Source organism: Wolbachia endosymbiont (group A) of Rhinocyllus conicus, assembly GCF_947250775.1.
Classification (GTDB): Bacteria; Pseudomonadota; Alphaproteobacteria; order Rickettsiales; family Anaplasmataceae; genus Wolbachia.
In genome coordinates, this window is record NZ_OX366349.1 from 1029955 (window position 1) to 1048943 (window position 18989).

The window sequence follows — 18989 nt, forward strand, 5'->3', positions numbered from 1 at the left end:
ATAAAAATACTTTAACTCCTACGACTTTTCGCTACCTGCATCATCAATTCTTCTCCTGAATTCTGTGGTATTGCACTCAGTATCTCTGTCTTCTTTGTTCTCTCTGCAAGTAATTCCATTAAAACTTCCCTAGCTTGCTCAACACTTACACTTTGCTCAATAAATTCTCCTATCTTTTCTGGCATCTTCGATAAATTACATAAACGTATTAATTCAAGAACTTCAGTACGATACTTGGTTAAATTATCAGTTTCTAGGTCATTTGTAGTTTGTTCATTCATAGTAATACTCCTGTTTTTATTAATAGATGAAAGAATTGTCATTCCGTCTGCAAGGCCTATTTCTACTGCTTTCTCCCCAAAATATAGCCCTGCCTCTGTTAATCGAATCTTTTCAATTGAAAGACCTCTGTTCCTTGCTATTAGCTGCAAAAACATTTCATATAGTCGGTCTACTTCTTTTTGTAAGCTTTCCAGACTTTCAGACGTCATTGGCTCATGTGGGTTTAAATCATTCTTTCGACTACCAGCAAAGATTGTGGTGTACTTAATACCTTGCTTTTCATCAAACCTACTTTGATCTATGTGACTTGCTATTACTCCAATACTTCCTACTCCTGAAGTTCTACTCACAAATACCTTTTCAGCGCTAGAGGCTATAGCGTACGCAGCAGAATATGCATCATCATTTGCTATTGCAATAATTCTCTTTTTTGTTCTTGATTCATAAATAAAATCAGCTAGGTCAAATATACCGTTTACCTCTCCTCCGGGGCTATCTATTTCCAGCATAATTGTCTCTATGCTACTATCTGCTAATGCTTGTTTAATTTGTTCTTCTATTTGCTCATATGATGTCATCCCGAGCATTTCATCAAACGCACCTGGTTTTTTAGTCAAGATTCCATGTATTGCTATAATTGCAGTTCTTTCTACGTTACTTTTGATGGAGTGCTTTATGTTTTTAAACGTGGGATGTTTTTGATTGTTTAATGACAATAGCTCAAAACTCCTTGGTTCAAGCATTAATGGTTTTCCTAAGAGCATCATAATCCTTTACAATCAGAGTCAAACATTAAGTTGAGACTATTTGCACGTTTTTGATCTTCTGCTATTTCTTGATCTATTTCTTCAACATCGTAACCCATTTCTGATACTACTTCCGATCGACTCTTAAATCCATTTCTTACTGCCATTTGCTGCGATTGCTGGTCTTTCAGTGGATCCACCCAATCAAATCCCTGTGGTATCCATTTTACTTCTTCTTTCGCTGCTTTTACTACTTTTTCATCTATACTCAGTTCTCCACAAAGCACTGCTAATTCTAGCCATCTATTCCAAATAGGTCTACAAAACTGGAACACTATCACGTTATGCTGTAACATTGCGCACCTTCTGCGAAACTCTATCAACCCTGCCCGAATGGATGAATAATTTAACGCTTGTTAAATCTCCTGTTAGCTGCTCATATGTTATTCCTGTGCCTATTGCTATTGCCCTGAGTTGCTGTCTTATAAACGCTTCATAACTTCCTCCAACATCTGACGGTTCTGAAAATTTTATGTCTTCTCCTGGGTCTAAAAGCTGCATTGTTCCTGGCTCTAAACCTGATAATGCTACTCCTTGCTCATTCGCTTCGCCTTCTCCTAAAATATTTGCCTCAGGATCAAGTCTTGTAATAAACCCTGCAAACATTGCTGCAGTTTTCTTTCTTACCAGCTCTGCATCATCATATTGATCAAGTTCATAAAGCTTTAGCAGTATATTAGAAAGCCATGGCTCTCCTCTAATTTGCCCAGGTCTTAAAGGTTTGTAGATATGTAAAACATCATTTGCCGGTACTCTAACTGATTCTCCAAACGAACCTTCACCTGGGTGCTCTCTAAATAAGTAATATGCTTCTCTTTGACCAAGTCGGTTAAATTCAATGCCACTACGAATAATATTGCCATTTGCAAGTGTTTGATTGCTCTTATTGTCTAAATGTTCAGACTCAAGTACTTGTAATTGCAGAGGTACACATAGACCATCTTCAGGTTTTCGGATCCGCAGACGTACAAAACATTCTCCTCCCTCTATCATACTCCTACATACTAGAGCTTGTAATCCATAAAAATCACTTACTCCACTACTGTCTGCTTCATCTGTCCATCTTAGCCATAATTCTTGCACCTTCCTTCGAAATTCTCCATCTCTTGCTTTTGATTGTGGTTTTATTCCTGTTCCAATAGAGTTACTTACTATTGTATCAATGATATTTGCTGCATATGGATTTTTTCTCACCATATCACGTGATCTACTACGTAAAGTTTCAAGGTTTTGAGACAGCAAATTGTTTATACTTCCTAACTCTGGTTGAAAGTGAAAAAATCTTCTTCCTGAGCCTGCTGCATCCCATGCAGAGCTTTTTATCTTTGGTTTGTTAAATAATTGCTTGAAGGTTTTGAGCAGCATTTATAAAATTCCCTTACTCGTTGAAAAAACAATTTTCCTCTTTGGCCTCATGCCTGCAACTTTTAACCCCGCTTTTATTCGTTGCCTGAGCTCCAATAAATCCTTTATTTGAACTTCCCCGTACCGCACAACATGGTCACCATATGCAATTGAGACAACTCTTTCTCCGCTTTGCAGTTTTTGAATTGCTTTCTCAACTTGAGTTAAATATTTTTCACTGTACATTTTGATTACCAAGCCACTTACTCTGTCTTACTTTTTTAGGCTTTTTGCTTTCCATTTTTCCACTCAAACTATTCCATTTACTCTCTGGCCAACGATCAATTCCAAGCGCAATAGATGCTGCTCTCGCATAAATTCGGCAATCCAGTACTTCATTTCTTTCTCTTACCTTTTGCCACTCTTGTTTGGTGTATCCTTTTACCACTTTGCTGACTAATTGCTCTGAAGTTAGCTGTTTAAAATATTCAGGTGCATACTCCGGAAAATGACAGTATCCAGGTAGAGCTTTTCCCTCTTCTTCTTTTAAAATATTAAGTAATTGAAAAAGCTCTGACTTTAATATCGATACTCCAACTGGCCAGAGCTTTATTCCTCTCTTTAGCTTTTGACCACCAACTGTTATATCTACTCTACTTGGACTGCTAAGTGGTACTAGTGCTTTATTTACACCTTTTACTGCCATTACTCTTCCAGAGCCTTGATGACCTCTTACCCAGTTATATACTTCCTGCGTTGCATACCCAGCATCAACCGCCATCATACTTATCATATATTCAAGACCATTTTCACCAATAAAATGATGATTTAAGAGCTCAGAGAGTTTTCTCCATACTTCTCCACCCCCAGTATCTCCTTCAAATACTTGGTAGTCTATTGACCAACTTTCACGGCTTTTTCCCCAGGCTACAACTTCTACTTCTAAACGATCTTTTTGAACATCAACACCTGCAGTAAGTACCACTTCTCTCTTAGGTACTGTGCCTACGGGAAAAAATTCTCTTCTGTTGAATAATTGCTTCCAGTCTGGTACTTCTCCCTTATCTACCCAGGTTTCTCCAAGCGTTGTGTTGATCCAAACTTTCAGTAATTGTTCACTTTCCTTTGCATGCAGAAAATCCTCTACTGCTTGTTGCCAACTATACCAGCCAACTGGACTATAAAGACTTGAAAGATGAAATCCTTTTTTCTCACCTTTTACTCTATTAGTAGGCCTCCATTCTCCACGCTCAAGCATCTCTGTCTTTTGATGATTTTCTATCTTTTTACCACATTCTATACACATATAGTGTGCTGTATTTGGATTTTTATCTTCCCATTTAATTTGTGGCCATTTTAATATTTGGTAATAATTACAATGTGGACATGGTACAAAAAAGTATCTCTTATCTGTTGCTTCAAATTCTTTCTCAATTCTGCTTATTCCATGAATCGTTGGTGTTGATACTAAAAAAATCTTTCGCCGTGCAAATGTATTGGTACGAGCTATGCTGAGTAAAACTGGATCTCCTTCTCCACCTGAGTCTCCTGGATAGGCATCTATTTCATCAAGAAAGAGATACTTTACTGGCATAGATCTCAGTCCTACACTGCTGTTTGCTCCAGTTATTACTACTATTCCACCTGGAAATTCCTTACTCTGCACAGTATTGCCTGAATCTCTTGATCTTGGGTCTTTTACTTTACTTTTTAAACATGGTGTACTTTCAATCAGTGGCGCAAATCTTCCCTTTGACCAACGCTTTCCCATTTCGACTGTTGGCTGCACAACTAACATTGGACCTGGTGTTTGATCGATGATATAGCCTATCCAATTGTTACCAGCTTCTGTTCCCCCAATCTGCGCTCCTTTCATGAATACTACTTTTTCTGCTGGTGAGGACGGAGAAAGTGAATCCATGATTTCTTTTAAATAAGGAGTTCTTTCCGTTCTCCATTTACCTGGCTCTGATGCTGCAGTTGCTGCTAAAACTCGATACTCATTCGCCCACTCTGATACTTTAAGCTCTGGATCTGGTTTTAAACCTTCAGAAAAAGATGTGGCGTATATCATATTGCTAGCTCTTCACCATCATTAGATGATATTTCCACATCACTTAAATTAGGACTACTTGTTTTCTCACTTTCGAGTTCAATAAACATTTTCTTTTCAAGCGCTTCTTCTATATACTTCTGAATTAAATTACTCATTATTATTGCAGCTATGAGTGCAACTATTCCCACCATTACCGCAGCTATAATGTTAGGGTAAATTCCCACTATCGCTATTGCACATACTGTTATAGAAACACAGATGATATTGATGCATTTCTTTATTTTTTTGTCTGCTATTTTCCTTTCTTCAAAATATTTATTGCTCAATAAATGAAATGTTGGAAAGTTGTCATTTTTTCCAAATAAAACTATATCCTTTTCCTTGTTTAGTAACTTTACCAGTTTTACGTTATTTGTTGTTATTGCGTACTCAAAAACATCTGTAGCATCTGCTCTTTTCTTTAGCAGTAATTTTACTATATTAAAATGCCTATTTATTGCAGCAAGATATACTGCTGATTCTCCTTGATCGTTTAAAACATCTACTTCAACTCCTTCTTTTAAAATCGCCCCTAGAATCTCCCCATATCCTTTTTTTGCTGCTAAGTGAAGTAAATTGTTCTTCTCTACTCCATACCTATTACTTATTAAAGCTTTTACTATTTCAGATTTGTTCTCTTCTTTCGCATAACAAAATGGTGTCTTGCCATTATCATCTTTAATCAAAGGATCTATATCCTCTCGGGTTAGTAATACTTCTACTGTTTTAAGTCTTTCAGCGTAATGTAGTGGTGTTTTATTTTCATAGTCTTGTAAATTAACTCCAGCATTAGGAACATTTATTAAGCATCTTACAATATCTAAACATAAGTCTCTTTCGTCGTAATTACTGCCACTTATAGCTACGTGCAAAGGAGATAATTTCATTGCATTTCTGCCGCTACCAGCTATATTGACATTCGCACCAAGATTTGAAAGTAATTTTACTACTTCTAGCTTCTTGTTGTTTACTGCATAATGCATTGCTGCATGATTTCTCACGTCAAGAACATCTTTATCCGCATTTCCTTCTCTAATTAAAATTTCTACTATCCCTTCATGTCCAGCTCCTGCCGCTAAATGTAACGGTGTATGTAGTAAAGCATTCTGCTCATTAACATTAACTCCTTTGTTGAGTAAAAACCTTACAGCATTTGCTTCATTCAACATCGCAGCTAAATGAAGTAAGCTATCTTTCTCCAATCCATATTTGTGATTGATTAGTGCTTGTAATATCTCTTCTCTTGCACAAGAGAGCGCACTTTTACCATCATCATCAGTGATCAGTGGATTAATATTTTTCCTATTTAGTAAGAGCGCAACCATACTAAGCTCGTTAATTTCTACTGCATAATGTAGCGGTGTCTTTCCATTTAATCCTCTAACATTTACATCCACTCCTTGCTGATTAATGAGACACTTTATTAATTCTAAACTTAAGTTAGCAGACATTATTTAAAACTTAATATTAGATAATTCTTGTAATGAGTTTGTAATCTCTTCGGTTAGCGCCATATGAATCTTTTCAGTGTCACTCAGTGATGCAAGCAGTGCTGAAACTCTATTTGGAATATTAAGCAAATTATTACGGACAACTCTTGCTACGTTAAATGCCTCACTTTTTACTTCTTCTACTGCTACAAGTTCTCCTATCTCAGCCTTAGCTTTTGCCTCAAGCAATTTGCCACGTTCCATCTCATTTTTTATTCGCGTTTTTAGCAACATTGTGGAGAGGTTACTTGTATTTTCGTTTTCTGGATTTTTCCTCCTCAGTGGCTGACTTGGATCTCGTATTGCTGCCACTGCTTCATTTGCTTGTTCTCTATTTACCAAACCATTCTCCAACTCAATTATTCCTTTTTTTACTAAATAACAGACATATTGCTTTGAAACTCCTATCTCTCTTGCCCATTCCGTTTGTGTGATTTTTTCCACTCTTTTCCTCCTCTCTTTTTGCTCCTTTTTACGAATTTTCTTCTTGAATTTCTGCAAAAGTTTTGCCAGTACCAGAAAGAATTGCCTCCCTACCTGTGTATATTTGCCAACGTTTTATGGTGACATCTACAAATTTTGAATCTAGCTCTATTGTTCTGCAAATTCTTCCTGTTCTCTCACATGCAATTAGTGTGCTGCCAGAACCACTAAATGGATCAAGTACTATGTCTCCTGATCTGCTGCTGTTTACTATTGCTTTTTCCATTAGCTCTACTGGCTTCATCGTTGGATGTAGTGTATTGTGTGTTGGCTTATCATAAAACCACAGATCACTTTGATTTCTACCTCCATGCCACTCACGTTTATTGCCGCTTTTCCATCCATAGAGCATTGCTTCGTATTGTCTTTGATAATCTGATCTTCCTAGCGTAAAGTGATTCTTCGCCCAAATGATAAAAGTTGACCATTTTCCTCCCGCTTCCTCAAATGCTTTTTGCAACGTTGAAAACTCTGATGATGATGCACAGATGTAAATTGCACCTTTAGTATATGCTAAAATATGAGTACAAATATCATAGAGAAAAAGCTCATACTTTTCACCTTGATTATCGTTTAGTATCTTTTTATCCTCTCTTTCTTGACTGCTACCATAATCAACGTTATATGGAGGATCACAAACAGTAATGTCTGCCATTTTATCATCTAACAGCGCTTTATATGATTCAACTACAGAGCTATCACCACAATAGATTCGATGATCACCTAAAATCCATAGATCACCTGGTTTTGTTATTTCTACCTTTTTGTCATCAACAACTAAGTCAGAAAGGTCTTCTTTTTCACCATCAAAATCATCGAGAAACCGTTGAACTTTTTCCAATTCAAATCCTGTCATTTTAAGGTCAAACTGCAAATCTTCTAGCTCTTGAATTTCTACCTTTAAAAGATCATCATCCCACTTTGCCCAATTAGCTGATTGATTGGCAAGTAACCGAAAAGCTTTAGTTTGTGGTTCATTTAAATTATCACTTAAAACCACAGGAATACTTTCTATACCAAGTTTTCTTGCTGCTTTAAGTCTTAAATGACCATCAACCACAGTACCATCGCTTTTTGCAACTATTGGTATACGAAAGCCGAATTCCCTGATTGAAGCACACATTCTATTTACTACGTCATCATTTTTACGAGGATTACGCTTATATTCGACGAGGTTTTCAACAGGATAGTAGTGGATTGCTAAATTCATATAATTTAAATCCTTAATAATTAAAAAGTTAATATTCAAAATATGTCTAACACTAGAAAAGGCCTGAGGTCAAACCCACCAAACCCGCCATTATGGCTGAAAGGACCCACTTTTTATGGTATTTTTAATACATTAAAATCTTTACTGAAATTCATAGCGTAGAACATTAATGCTAAAGCATCCGCTTCATTATCATCTCGAGGTGAAAAACCTTTTTCACGTATCGCTTCAATAACTTCACTCTTACTTGCATTGCCTTTGCCTGCTATAAAGCGTTTTATAGTTTTAACATTAACACCTTTGTATGGCACATGATGTTCTTCACACCAAGCAGACAGCACTGCAAGAAAACCACCATAGCAATGAGCTGCATCAGTTCCTAGATGTCTTCTTACTTCCTCAAAATACACTGCAGAAATGTCTCTCAAAGAATTAAGCCAATTACGAAAATTCAAGAAGCACATGCCACCTCCACTGAAACGACTACCATGAAAGCCTTTGCTTCCACTTTCAATTATTCCATCTGTTAGAATTGCCCAGCCCGTTTGCTTGCCAAGGTCCAGTGTTAGGATTGACATTTATATTCAGAATTTGTTTCGCTAGAGTGCTATATAATATATATTCAGGATTTGAAAAATTTTTGTCCAAAAAATCTTCTTCTTAAGCAAACTTTTTAGAAAAAACTTGGTTAAAAATCAGTAAACAGCCCTTGCATAATTATTGGTCAAGACTTTCAGATTTCTATCTTAACTATTTAAATAGTCTATTATGTTATCATGGTGTGGTTAGTTTCTTATGAACATTTATCCAAATCGTAAATTTTGGGAAGATGATTTAGAAGTCCCTGTTAACCATTTGCTTGACCGTTTTCACAATACAAAAATACGTCAGTCTTGGATAGATTCACTTTCTGGTAAGCAATTAAATATTATTTTTCAAAACTCCTTTAAAGATAAATTAAATGCTCAACTCTTTGATGATGAAAGTTACGATAATACATCTGTACAATACAAACGTAAAGTGATTGCTAATTATTCCGATTCTCTCGTTACTTACTACTTGATTACCTGTTTTGACCGTGCAAAACTAGAAGTTACTGTCAGTGAAATTGCAAGATCTGCATTAACTACAGAACTCATGAAATCCTACCTTGTAAAAAATAATAATAAATATGATAAGAAGTCTTTGCTGTTTCTACTGTTTCATGCAGATTACAATCTTTTAAAGTCTGTCTATCACTTTGAAAAAATACAAAGAAAGAGTTTCATGTCTTTTGCCTTACAAAAAATACCAAGACGACCAAGTACTCCATTTAAGGACTTTATCTCAGAGGAAATCATACAACAAATACTGAAAGAAGATAACATTAAGAGAAATGACAGTTTCGAGAATCAACTACAAGGTTTCTTCTATCATCAGAATCGTTTATATGTGTTAATACGAAAAGCTAGCGATATAGATTTGTTGTTAAATTCAAACAAAGTTATTCATGGCCATAAGGCAGAGTGGATGATTTTGGATTTTCTACTAAATGGCACTCAGGTAGATCTTGGTGCTAGAAATATTGATCAAGCTATAGAAATAGCAAATAGCATTGCAAGTTGTTACTTTGGCTGCGAATGTATTTTTGTAGATGTGCAGGATAAAAACTTCGCGGAACAGGTACATAAATTTATAGAAACTTGTATTAATGAATCTGATTCAAATATTCGTGTTTTTGAGTTAAAGTTTCAGTCAAATCGTTTCAATTACAGCTATACTAATATCACTTTGACTGTTGCTCCATATGATCCTATTGCACCGGAATTGCATGTTTTAAAGCCATTTGTAGGAGACATAGTGCCATTTATAGAGTCGATTAAAGTAATATTTCAAGGTAAAAAGATAGGCTTATTTTTCAAGCGAAGTGATGAGTATATAGCAATTTACTACTCTGAACATCCTCTGAATAAAAGGGAAAGAGAGGATTTTAAAGCATACATAAAACAATTTTATGGTCTTACAATCTTGCCAAGAGCAAATCTCTGATCTTCTTAATTCTAGCAGCTCTTGGGTTAATCCAAATCAAAATTACATCGAAGCAGCAAGGTATTTGTCAGATCTTGAATTAATTAAGATGCAAGAGAGGTCTTACATTATCTGCTCTCGTAGACAAGATAAATTAGATTGGCCCAATATAGTTGATCCATACTGTAACAATGAGATTTTCATTGATGAGGACTTTAACGAAGAATGCGATAATATAATTTGTGAAAACTGCAACCGTGATATTTTACCTAATACCTATAAGAAGCAAAGATTTCATCGCTTATCTGTATATTTAAACCCAGAGAAAATCATGCATTGGTTTGAAGGTCAGCTAAGTAATACGCATTTCATGTGGCAAAAGGTGGAAAGAGGAGTTTATCATGTTGGTGACCAAGGTCAATTTGTAAATCTCATTGTTCTTGATTTTTGCACCAATCCAACATTCTTAACGATAGATAAGCTTAAAGCTAATCCAACTGTATTAATAATACTGAGAAAAAATCCATCAAACATACCTCTTGATTTGCCCATAGTAAAAATGGTTGACCTTTTCTTTCAGCATCAGACTTTAATTGAAGTATTTCAAGAAGCAGTACAAAGAGGAGTACCAGAGTTAATACCAAATACTTCAATGCAAATCTTACATACTGCACTTAATCTAATTGAACCTCCTAAAGAGAAGGAATTACTAAAGTTGCAATTGATAGAGGGCTCACTTTACGTAAACAATATAGAGATTCTAAATAAGAAAGCTGTAGCATGTATGAAGGTTTTTCGCATATTATTTGAACAATTTTTGCATGATTGTAAAAAAGAATTACCTCCTGAAAAACACATGTTGCTTAGCATAACTGAAATAGAAAAGCGCCTAAATCTTGATCCAGAAGCAGATCCAGAACATCACATCAGAAAACCACTAAACACAATCCAAAGAACAATAAAAACCACCTTAGCTAAAAAGTTAGGATTAAACATCGAACGTAATGATGTGATTCAAACAGTTGGTTGGCCTGGATCATCGCGTAAAGATTATGGCTACCGTATTAACCCTTTCACTGTGCTGATAAAAGTAGTTCGTTAAGTTTTTAGTAGATTAAAGTCTCTCCGGTTCAAATCACCTATAAATAGTTTCTCAGTTCCCATTTTACAGTTGGAGCAGGGCTAGTAGCTTTTGGTTTTATATCACCTGCAGCATAGGTGCTTTAACTGCTCTTCATATTGCCTTGCATTGACAAATTTTTTCCTTCAAAGAAGATTCACTCGTTGAGATTTCCAAAATGGCACCATGCAAGCCTGCTAAAAACAGTATTCACCTATTGTAGATAAGGTATGTTTTTTGTCTCTTTCAGGCTTTTGTTTTTTCTTAAGTCTTTACAGCTAAAATAAAACGTGATATGGCTGCACAAGGTTTTCTATTGAGTTAAGCTACACATGCCCCTCATTGGGTTTTTAATGTAGTTTACAAGAGTTCTTTGGGTTAAACCTATAAATTTGGGTCCACCAAGTGGTATAATTACTCTAAAAAGCATTAAAAATAGGAATTAAAAAAATAGACTGTTATCAAGATGAATTTTTCTTCAACTGCTTCTGTGCTAATAATCACAATAGATATATTACATACTACTAATATGTAATATATTATATATATAAAGGAATCTGCCATTCTGCCAACTTGCTCAAATCAGCCATAGAAGGGAACTTTGGAACATATTTCAAGTTGGCAACTTTCTGCCATTCTACCAACTTATTACTTTTTCTAAGCTACTGATTTTCTTATATTTTTATCAATTTTAAGTTGGTAGAATGGCAGATTCTTCAGTTTGCCAACTTGCCATCTTGCCAACTTAATATATAATTCTACTATCTCCTTTTGCAATGTTATACATTTCTTGGTTTTTAGCTGTTAACTGCATTTGGTAAAAGATAATAATTTGGAAATTTTTGGTATAATCTGTGCTCCTAGGTCCTGATCTTTCTCAAGCAGCTCATTGAAATAGTATTTTCTCTCCTCTCTTTAATTCCTTAGTCCTACTATATTCAAATTTTCAGATATTTTTAAAAGGCTTGCCAGACATGTTTATATCTGTTCTATAATTATCTTTTTAGCATTTGTATTTACTTTGCTATTTTGTTGAATGGGTATTTACTTCCAAAAAATTTTTGTTTCAGACCCCTAATTCGTTTGCTATCTATAAAGAGGCTATTTGCTTCTTTAGCTTTCCTATAGATGTTATCTATAATGAAGATTGAGTAACATTATATTTTCATTATACTAATAATAATTAACATTGTATATTATCTTTCCCATATTATTTCTCAGAGTTATATAAGACCCATACATCCCTATTTTCCACAGGTAGAGTCGCTCCATTGTTTGGTACAAGATAGTAATCTGGTTTTACCAATACATACTGATTTTCAGCAATTTTTAGCTCCATGTCTTTTACACATAGGTAACCATGCTTCGATCTTGTGTTTGATAATCCATATTCATCACACTTCTTGAAAAATTTTATATGACCTATCATTGCAAGATTACTAATTCTTTCACGAATGCTACGATCACTACCAAGTCCGAACTTTCCTTCAAAACACTTTGCAAAGCTAGCTGCAGTATATACTTCTCCTCTATACGCTTCATTAGAGATTAACTCTAAAATTATATCACATCTTCTTAGACGTTCTAAATCCAATTTAGTATTATAGCTAGACCTTACTATTCTTTCTGAATTTAATGTATCATCAGATTGTACAAACGCACCGTTATGCCAATAAAATGAAATCTTTTCTTCGTTAGATGCAGAATAATTTGACTTCTTACGGCAAAGTACTCGTTCATTACCAGAAGCATCAGCTTTATCTGGCTTTGACAAGTACCAACGAGATCTTACTGTATTATTCCACGCAGTTGAACCACCTGTACCTGTTTTACGTATTATTCCTGAATCAGAAGGATGAGCACATAATAATACAGCTCCTTTTATTACTTTCACTATTTTTCCACAACAACTTTGAATAAATTGTCTCACATGAGAGCGATTGTTTTCATTGCCACCAAATAAGTCTGCTGCTGTATCTAAAACTACTAGCTTTGGTTGAAACAATTTAATATCTTCAAGTAATTCTTCAAAGCAATGAGTTAATTTACCTATATCTTTGTTATCAAATATCATGAGTAGATTATCTTTCCACACTCTCGATAAAAAGCCAATATTATCATGAAAGTCACAGGATTCCATATCTAACTGATATAATCTATTTATAGCACACTGTCTTCGCCACAGCTCTTCTGTATCATCTTCACAAAATACACCATATGTCTTCATCTGCTCAATTTCCATTCCCAACCAAGATTTACCTGTGCTCGCTGCTGTCATTAGTTGTTGAGCAAGTAGAGACTTTCCCATACCACCATCACCGTAGAGAGCCGTAACACTTCCAATAGGAAGCCAATCTTTAACAATCCATTCTCTTTCTGGAGCAATATTAGCCCAAGCTCTGGTATCTATTCTCAACGATTTTTTTGAAGGAGCCTTTTTTGTACTAAGGATGAACTCTTTAACATTTACACCTTCTTTCACGCAATCAGCAGCGTCCCAACCCTTTGGTTTATCTTTAGGTATTTCCAAAATGCAAAGTTCTTCAACTCCAAGACAAGTAAGTTTCATAGCAGATTTTTCAGCGTATTTCTTACCTGCTTCATCATTATCTGGCCATATAATAATGTGTTTACCTTTAAGTGGAGTCCAATCTGTTTTTTCAATAGGTGCATTTGCTCCAGACATTGCTGTTGTTGCAGTTATTCCTTTCTCTATCAGCGCTTCTGCACATTTTTCTCCTTCAACAAGAATAACTTTATCGGACTTCAAAATACCTGGAATATTATAGAGTGGCCTTATCTTCGGTGCACCAAAGTCGGACTTTTTTATATCAAAAGGAAGATATCGCTTCCCATTATCATCATCGTAACGATAGATTCTAACAATAGCTTGGCCGTTTTCACCGTAATAATCCCAATATGCAGTTGGACTACTTGAAGTTTTGAAATGACCAAGCCACTCAGCTATAGAAGCCATTACTTCAGGAAACTCTATTCTTGTACTTTTTCTATTTACTCCCGCCCAAAGGTCGATAATGTCACCACCTTCTCCTGTTGCAAAATCATGCCATAGGCCAGCTTCACTACCACTTAATTCTACTACTAGACTCTTTCCTTTATCACCTTGTACATTGCCTACATAAAACTTATCACCACGAAAAGTTCCTCTTGGTAATAGATATGAAAGGCATGATCTGATATTTAACAGAAGCTGAGCTTTAAGTTGTTCTTTTTCTACTAACGGTGCATTTTTTCGTGGAGCTGCAGTATTAAAATCACAATAGATACCCATAAAATCTCCAATATATTTAAAGTTTAGAAATTTGGTTAAGCTGTGGCTATCCAGCGTCCGTTAACCATGTTTATGAATTTTGTTGGTATTGGTTTGCCGTTTTTAAGTTCGTACATCAATTGCAGAGTATTCCTTTCTGGCCTAAATATCATTACTCCAGATGTATATAAACTTCTTAAAACATTAGCACCACTCAATGCTTGAAATGGATTCTTTTTTAACGTGATTGTTGACACTTTTTTGGTGTAATGTGTAACTATTACTCCAGCAGCAGGATTAGTTATAGAGCGTAGTTCATCAATACTATTTTGCAGAAAAGAGATCATACTCCTATAATCAAAAACAGAGTCTATTACTATAAGATCAACTGTTTTTACCTCGAGATTTTCCGACATAATTTCCTTTATTTTTTCCACATTCAAAGTTAACTGTACTTTTTTAGTAATAACTAAGTTTTCTGTTCCTTCATCAAGGATTTTCTTGCTGACTCTTAACTTCTGTAAGCGCTCTCTTATGTAATCATATTCCATTTCATTCTGTAGATAGAATATCTTGAGTGGCTTTGCAGGCTTCATACCAAGAAATGATACTCCAGCAGCTAAATGTACTAACATGGAAAGTAGAAAATTACTTTTTCCTATTTTTGGAGTTCCACCTATAACTAAAAGACCACTTGGAGTTAGAATTCTTGGGCCTATTATATCTTTTGGCATTGGTGATTTATCATTCAAGTAATGCCTTGCTGAAAACGATGTAATTTTATGTTCTGTTGTGTTTTCTTTAGTATTTAACCACTTCTTAGCGGAATTTATATCACCTTTAACTAAAGTCCAAAGATCGATAATATCACCACTGATTCCTTTAGTAAAATTACGCCAGTTTCCAGTTTCTTTACCTACTATTTTAACTGTAATCGTATTCCCATCAAAATTGCCAACATAAGTCCTCTCTCGATAAAAATTACCGTTTGGAATTAGGTAAGGTACACACTTCTTAATATTATCAATCAATAATCCTTTTATTTCCTTTCTCTGCATAAAACCCCCATACATACTTTTCATACGTTTAGAGCTGAGATTAGCTAGCTCACAAACAGTTTCAAAAGACTCTGAATCAAACCATTTAATTGCTTCTTTCTTTAGCTCTAGATTTTTTCCTGCTGCATCTTTGATAGCTCTCTCAATTACAGCAATCCAGAGCTTCTCTTCGTCGTACTTCAAAATGGCAACCAATCAACTTCAGATTGTTCTGGAGTAATAACCGTAGCAATCTTGTTCTTTTCTCCATACCGATCAGCTTCAATACCAACTTTTGCAGTAAACTCTACCCCGTTAAAGTCAGCTATAGAGTTGACTTTTCTAGCAATAGCTGCTTTTTCTGAAGTGTCATTTGAATGAATGTTCCGTGCTGACTCCAAAATACTTCTAAGCATAGAACGACCAGATTCTCCCCAAGTATCTTCTCCTTCAACTCTTGCTTTGCCACTTTTAATACCAATTACTTGAAAAATCTTGCGTTTTGCATATGGACCTTCAGTGACAGTAAATTCAACGTTTAAATAGATGCTGCCAGTAGTGTAGCTTTTAGTGAACCAATTTTCATAACCTCCTGGTTTAATTGCCATTTTTACCTTGACTATTGTACCTTTTGGTATTAAATTACTCTGTAATTTTGCAGTATTAAAATCAGTTAAAAAATCTGTTAGCATATTGTTCCCTATAAATTAAGTAAAAAAAAGAATCAACTCCATTGGTCTACAAGTTTCCAACGACCATTTATCTTATCGACAAGCTTGCTTGCCACACGTTCACCATTTCGCAGCTCAAACACTATTTGACGGGTAGTGCTTTCTTCATCATGAGCAAACATCACCATGCCAGTGCTATAAAATCCACGTAAAGATCCAGCACCGCTTAGGCCTTGAAATGGATCTTCTTCCAGCATCTTTTTGGATAGTTTTTTTGTGTGGTGGGTAAGGATTATACCTGCATCTGGATTAATAATGTTCCTCAGTCTTTCAAGCGTTTTTTGCAAAAAGAATAGCATAGCGCTGTTGTCATTTTCATTACCATATTCACTTGAGTTAAAAATGTTACGAAGAGGATCAATCGCAATAATATCAGGTTTGAAACGCTCTTTAACGGTGCTTTTGATCTCATCTATTTCTTCACTGCTGAAAGATAATTGCACTCTTGGCGTGATAATTAAGTTATTGGCAGCTATATCCAAAAGTTCTTGGTCGAATGTCAGTTGCTGTAAACGTTCTTTCATGTATTCATACTCAATTTCAGTTTGCATGTAGAAAATTTTCATAGGACGACTAGGAGTCATACTGAGAAATGAAACTCCGGCAGCCATGTGAATCAACCAGGAAATAAGAAAATCACTCTTGCCAATCTTAGGTGGGCCACCCAGTACCAATAGACCTCTTTTAGTTAGAATCCTTGGTGCGATTATATCTTCTGGTATTGGCGATTGATCATTCAAATATTCTTTCACACTGAAAAAGGGAATTTTTTGACCGATATTGAAAAAGCTTTGTTCCATAATAATTATTCTCCAATTTTTAATTAAGCAATAGGAGCCAAAGTTTTGGCTTTAATTTTCGCAAGTAATTTACCCAAATGTGGTTCTTCAACCATATTCAGGCAGCCACTTCGATCTTTAGCTGGGTATCCCCAAGTATTAATAGTCTGACAGATAAATGAACGTACTTCTGTGCCATTATCTTTCTTAATTCCAACCATGCTGATCACCTCATCAACAATACCTGGAATCTCACTAGCAGTTTTAGCTCCTTCACATTGAGGTAGCCAAGTTGGACGATTGCAGTCATCGAGATATTGACCTAATGTGCCAACTATGATGATGTCTTTATCTCTGATATGTTGAAACTGATTGAGCCAAGCCATCATCTCTTGAGCAAGTAACCCATAAGCAGCTCTTTTGTCTTCTTTTCCCGATCTATCAGAAAAACACTCAGGTTGCATCCTTGCCCATAAAAGACATAAACGTGAAGCAACGGTTATACTATCTACAAAGATGCATCGGTATTTAGAAGTCTCAGAAAGAAGATCTTTATACTTGCCAGATACATGTTCATGGTGTTTTTGACTGTATGCTTGGTCAGATTTCAGCGCAGGGTTTGGACCACCAATTAGGCAGGCAATATCCCGAGCTTGATTCCAAGTACGAACACTAATAGAATCTCCCTGCCAATCTTGAACAGCAAGCAGACCTGCTTCAAAGTCAAGACATAGTGTTGGTTCACTTATAGTCTTTAATAGGCTGGTTTTACCAATACCGTAAGGACCAAAAATTACTACTTTTATGCCTGTAGTTGTTTTCAATCTTTCATTATTGTTTAAAATTTTAAAAGTCATTTATTCACCTCAATGGTATATGTTATATATTCAGGAAAGGTAGAATTTATGTTCAATTTTTCTTTTTGCTCTTGTAGTAGATGGAAGAGAGTTTTATACGTATTTTTCTTACCATAGTATTTAAAGTAGTTCTTGATATGTTGTTCATCTTAGCAACTTCATATAAGTTAAAGTACTTGAGTTGTTCGCATATCTTTTGCATCTTTCTTGGTAGCGTTGAAATCATGTAATCTACATCAGTACGTTTTGCTACTTCATCTTCAAAAGCTTCTGTTTTCTCAATATTGACGTAGTTATTAATGTTGCGTTTAATACATAGTTGTTTCTCCAATAAGTTATTGGCACGACGTTCAGTTAATCTTGCTACAAAAGTGTTAAAGCTACCTTTACTTTCATCATATCTATCAAGATAAGTCCAAATTTCACAGAAAAGTTCTTGCTCAAGATCTTCATGAGTTTCATGAGCAAAGCATTCAAAAAGTTTTAATCTCTTAGCTTGATACCGTATATTTTGAACAACTATGGCAGTTTTTAGTTTCATAACTTTTCCCTAAAACAATTAATGCTTTAAGGATGAGAACTTATAGGTGCACTTTGTAGGACAGGAGCAAAAATAAATAATACAGATGCAATTTTTAACCTATTGATATTCTATTGTTTTTTTTCGAGAATAATACAGTTCGATTTTTAAATAATACTGCAACAAAAAATTAGGCAAAAATTCATTTTTTTTGGACAAAAATTTTCCAAATCCTGAATATATATTATATAAGCCTTTCAAACTCATCACAGGTGTCAATTCTTACACAATCAGGAAGAGCAGCAATAGCAGCCAGCATAAAAGAGCAAGTTATACATCTTGCTTGGGGTAGTGGTGATGCCAATTGGGAAAGTAGCCATCAGGTCGAAAAAGTTTTTATTGAGGGTGAAATAGCTCTAAATCACCATACTATTAAAGATGTAAGGGTTTTTACAGGACAAACAACTTATCAGCCAAGTATAGATTATATAGTTGATAGCAGTAGTGGTGTAATAAAACGTACGGAAAATAGCTCTATCAGGGCAAATAGTGCAGTTACTGTAGAATATAGTGAAAGCACACCACCAGAGCTGATAACTTCTGAAAAACTGCTCAATGAGCTTGGCAGACGTACTGCGAACGAAGTACTCTTCTGCACAAGTGATGAGAATGGAGAGCTTTTGACCCCAACAGGGAGGTTTAGGCCCTCAAATGTACCAACCAATAACTTGTACCTTAAATTTACTTTCGATTTCACGGACGCAGCAAATCAAGTTATCAGGGAACTAGGAGTTATGGTTGGTACTAAAATAAAAGAAGGATTACCTGAAGGACAGAGATATTTTGAACCTCAAGATATAGAAGACCCAGGGATCTTATTAGTTTTAGAACATACCGTACCACTTATCAGAACATCTGCAACTCGGGAAACTTTTTCATTTGTTGTAACTTTTTGAA

Annotated in this window: 16 protein-coding genes and 1 pseudogene; 3 read left to right on the forward strand and 14 right to left on the reverse strand. The window is 35.3% G+C overall.

What is annotated here, in order from left to right; genetic code table 11:
- Nucleotides 1-11 precede the first annotated feature (11 nt).
- From OOK92_RS05170 to OOK92_RS05205, 8 genes and pseudogenes are all read right to left on the reverse strand, one after another.
- On the reverse strand, nucleotides 12-1046 hold the full coding sequence (locus tag OOK92_RS05170; RefSeq protein WP_264736360.1) for a S49 family peptidase: 1035 nt from the start codon (nucleotides 1044-1046) through the stop codon (nucleotides 12-14).
- Nucleotides 1046-2453, reverse strand: a pseudogene (locus tag OOK92_RS05175) (phage portal protein). Before OOK92_RS05175 ends, OOK92_RS05170 begins: the two are co-directional and overlap by 1 nt.
- A complete protein-coding gene (locus OOK92_RS05180) occupies nucleotides 2454-2678 on the reverse strand; it encodes a gpW family head-tail joining protein (RefSeq protein WP_174516715.1) in 225 nt (74 codons plus the stop codon). It lies immediately after the preceding pseudogene.
- Nucleotides 2668-4506: a phage terminase large subunit family protein gene (locus tag OOK92_RS05185; RefSeq protein ID WP_264735446.1), complete on the reverse strand. Its 1839-nt coding sequence runs from the start codon at nucleotides 4504-4506 to the stop codon at nucleotides 2668-2670. Before OOK92_RS05185 ends, OOK92_RS05180 begins: the two co-directional genes overlap by 11 nt.
- The gene (locus tag OOK92_RS05190; RefSeq protein WP_264735447.1) at nucleotides 4503-5978 is read right to left on the reverse strand and encodes an ankyrin repeat domain-containing protein; all 1476 of its coding nucleotides are present in this window, start codon (nucleotides 5976-5978) and stop codon (nucleotides 4503-4505) included. Before OOK92_RS05190 ends, OOK92_RS05185 begins: the two co-directional genes overlap by 4 nt.
- A 3-nt stretch (nucleotides 5979-5981) precedes the next feature.
- Nucleotides 5982-6461 carry a hypothetical protein gene (locus tag OOK92_RS05195; RefSeq protein ID WP_262986513.1) on the reverse strand — a complete coding sequence of 160 codons (480 nt, stop codon included), beginning with the start codon at nucleotides 6459-6461 and terminating at the stop codon, nucleotides 5982-5984.
- A 28-nt stretch (nucleotides 6462-6489) separates the two neighbouring features.
- Nucleotides 6490-7710: a DNA modification methylase gene (locus tag OOK92_RS05200; RefSeq protein WP_264735448.1), complete on the reverse strand. Its 1221-nt coding sequence runs from the start codon at nucleotides 7708-7710 to the stop codon at nucleotides 6490-6492.
- Nucleotides 7711-7823: 113 nt separating this feature from the next.
- On the reverse strand, nucleotides 7824-8288 hold the full coding sequence (locus tag OOK92_RS05205; RefSeq protein WP_264735449.1) for a RuvC family protein: 465 nt from the start codon (nucleotides 8286-8288) through the stop codon (nucleotides 7824-7826).
- A gap of 217 nt (nucleotides 8289-8505) precedes the next feature.
- Here OOK92_RS05205 and OOK92_RS05210 point away from each other — a divergent pair, with 217 nt between their 5' ends.
- Together OOK92_RS05210 and OOK92_RS05215 are read left to right on the forward strand one after the other, a co-directional pair.
- A complete protein-coding gene (locus tag OOK92_RS05210; RefSeq protein ID WP_264735450.1) occupies nucleotides 8506-9738 on the forward strand; it encodes a hypothetical protein in 1233 nt (410 codons plus the stop codon).
- Nucleotides 9704-10819, forward strand: coding sequence for a hypothetical protein (locus OOK92_RS05215; protein WP_264735451.1), 1116 nt, complete (start codon nucleotides 9704-9706; stop codon nucleotides 10817-10819). Before OOK92_RS05210 ends, OOK92_RS05215 begins: the two co-directional genes overlap by 35 nt.
- A gap of 1228 nt (nucleotides 10820-12047) precedes the next feature.
- Here the strand turns inward: OOK92_RS05215 and OOK92_RS05220 are convergent.
- Genes OOK92_RS05220 through OOK92_RS05245 form a run of 6 tightly spaced genes read right to left on the reverse strand, consistent with a single transcriptional unit; the run spans nucleotide 12048 to nucleotide 18053 of the window.
- A complete protein-coding gene (locus OOK92_RS05220; protein ID WP_264735452.1) occupies nucleotides 12048-14129 on the reverse strand; it encodes an AAA family ATPase in 2082 nt (693 codons plus the stop codon).
- A 35-nt stretch (nucleotides 14130-14164) separates the two neighbouring features.
- Complete coding sequence (locus OOK92_RS05225) at nucleotides 14165-15361, reverse strand: helicase RepA family protein (protein WP_264735453.1); 1197 nt, start codon at nucleotides 15359-15361, stop codon at nucleotides 14165-14167.
- Nucleotides 15346-15837 carry a hypothetical protein gene (locus OOK92_RS05230; RefSeq protein ID WP_065095312.1) on the reverse strand — a complete coding sequence of 164 codons (492 nt, stop codon included), beginning with the start codon at nucleotides 15835-15837 and terminating at the stop codon, nucleotides 15346-15348. The genes OOK92_RS05225 and OOK92_RS05230 overlap by 16 nt, the downstream gene beginning before the upstream one ends.
- A gap of 32 nt (nucleotides 15838-15869) precedes the next feature.
- Nucleotides 15870-16676, reverse strand: coding sequence for an AAA family ATPase (locus tag OOK92_RS05235; protein ID WP_065095313.1), 807 nt, complete (start codon nucleotides 16674-16676; stop codon nucleotides 15870-15872).
- Between the two features lie 23 nt (nucleotides 16677-16699).
- Entirely contained in the window at nucleotides 16700-17512 is an 813-nt protein-coding gene (locus OOK92_RS05240) for an ATP-binding protein (RefSeq protein ID WP_065095314.1), read from the reverse strand.
- Nucleotides 17513-17564: 52 nt separating this feature from the next.
- Nucleotides 17565-18053 carry a sigma-70 family RNA polymerase sigma factor gene (locus OOK92_RS05245; protein ID WP_065095315.1) on the reverse strand — a complete coding sequence of 163 codons (489 nt, stop codon included), beginning with the start codon at nucleotides 18051-18053 and terminating at the stop codon, nucleotides 17565-17567.
- A 251-nt stretch (nucleotides 18054-18304) separates the two neighbouring features.
- Between OOK92_RS05245 and OOK92_RS05250 the strand changes: the two genes are divergently transcribed.
- Nucleotides 18305-18988 carry a hypothetical protein gene (locus OOK92_RS05250; RefSeq protein WP_264735454.1) on the forward strand — a complete coding sequence of 228 codons (684 nt, stop codon included), beginning with the start codon at nucleotides 18305-18307 and terminating at the stop codon, nucleotides 18986-18988.
- The last annotated feature ends 1 nt before the right edge of the window (nucleotide 18989 follow it).

Bases quoted from the DNA above. Each gene is read 5' to 3' on its own strand.
- OOK92_RS05170 (WP_264736360.1), bottom strand. From the start codon at position 1,046: ATGCTCTTAGGAAAACCATTAATGCTTGAACCAAGGAGTTTTGAGCTA.
- OOK92_RS05180 (WP_174516715.1), bottom strand. From the start codon at position 2,678: ATGTACAGTGAAAAATATTTAACTCAAGTTGAGAAAGCAATTCAAAAA.
- OOK92_RS05185 (WP_264735446.1), bottom strand. From the start codon at position 4,506: ATGATATACGCCACATCTTTTTCTGAAGGTTTAAAACCAGATCCAGAG.
- OOK92_RS05190 (WP_264735447.1), bottom strand. From the start codon at position 5,978: ATGTCTGCTAACTTAAGTTTAGAATTAATAAAGTGTCTCATTAATCAG.
- OOK92_RS05200 (WP_264735448.1), bottom strand. From the start codon at position 7,710: ATGAATTTAGCAATCCACTACTATCCTGTTGAAAACCTCGTCGAATAT.
- OOK92_RS05205 (WP_264735449.1), bottom strand. From the start codon at position 8,288: ATGTCAATCCTAACACTGGACCTTGGCAAGCAAACGGGCTGGGCAATT.
- OOK92_RS05210 (WP_264735450.1), top strand. From the start codon at position 8,506: ATGAACATTTATCCAAATCGTAAATTTTGGGAAGATGATTTAGAAGTC.
- OOK92_RS05215 (WP_264735451.1), top strand. From the start codon at position 9,704: ATGGTCTTACAATCTTGCCAAGAGCAAATCTCTGATCTTCTTAATTCT.
- OOK92_RS05220 (WP_264735452.1), bottom strand. From the start codon at position 14,129: ATGGGTATCTATTGTGATTTTAATACTGCAGCTCCACGAAAAAATGCA.
- OOK92_RS05230 (WP_065095312.1), bottom strand. From the start codon at position 15,837: ATGCTAACAGATTTTTTAACTGATTTTAATACTGCAAAATTACAGAGT.
- OOK92_RS05235 (WP_065095313.1), bottom strand. From the start codon at position 16,676: ATGGAACAAAGCTTTTTCAATATCGGTCAAAAAATTCCCTTTTTCAGT.
- OOK92_RS05240 (WP_065095314.1), bottom strand. From the start codon at position 17,512: ATGACTTTTAAAATTTTAAACAATAATGAAAGATTGAAAACAACTACA.
- OOK92_RS05245 (WP_065095315.1), bottom strand. From the start codon at position 18,053: ATGAAACTAAAAACTGCCATAGTTGTTCAAAATATACGGTATCAAGCT.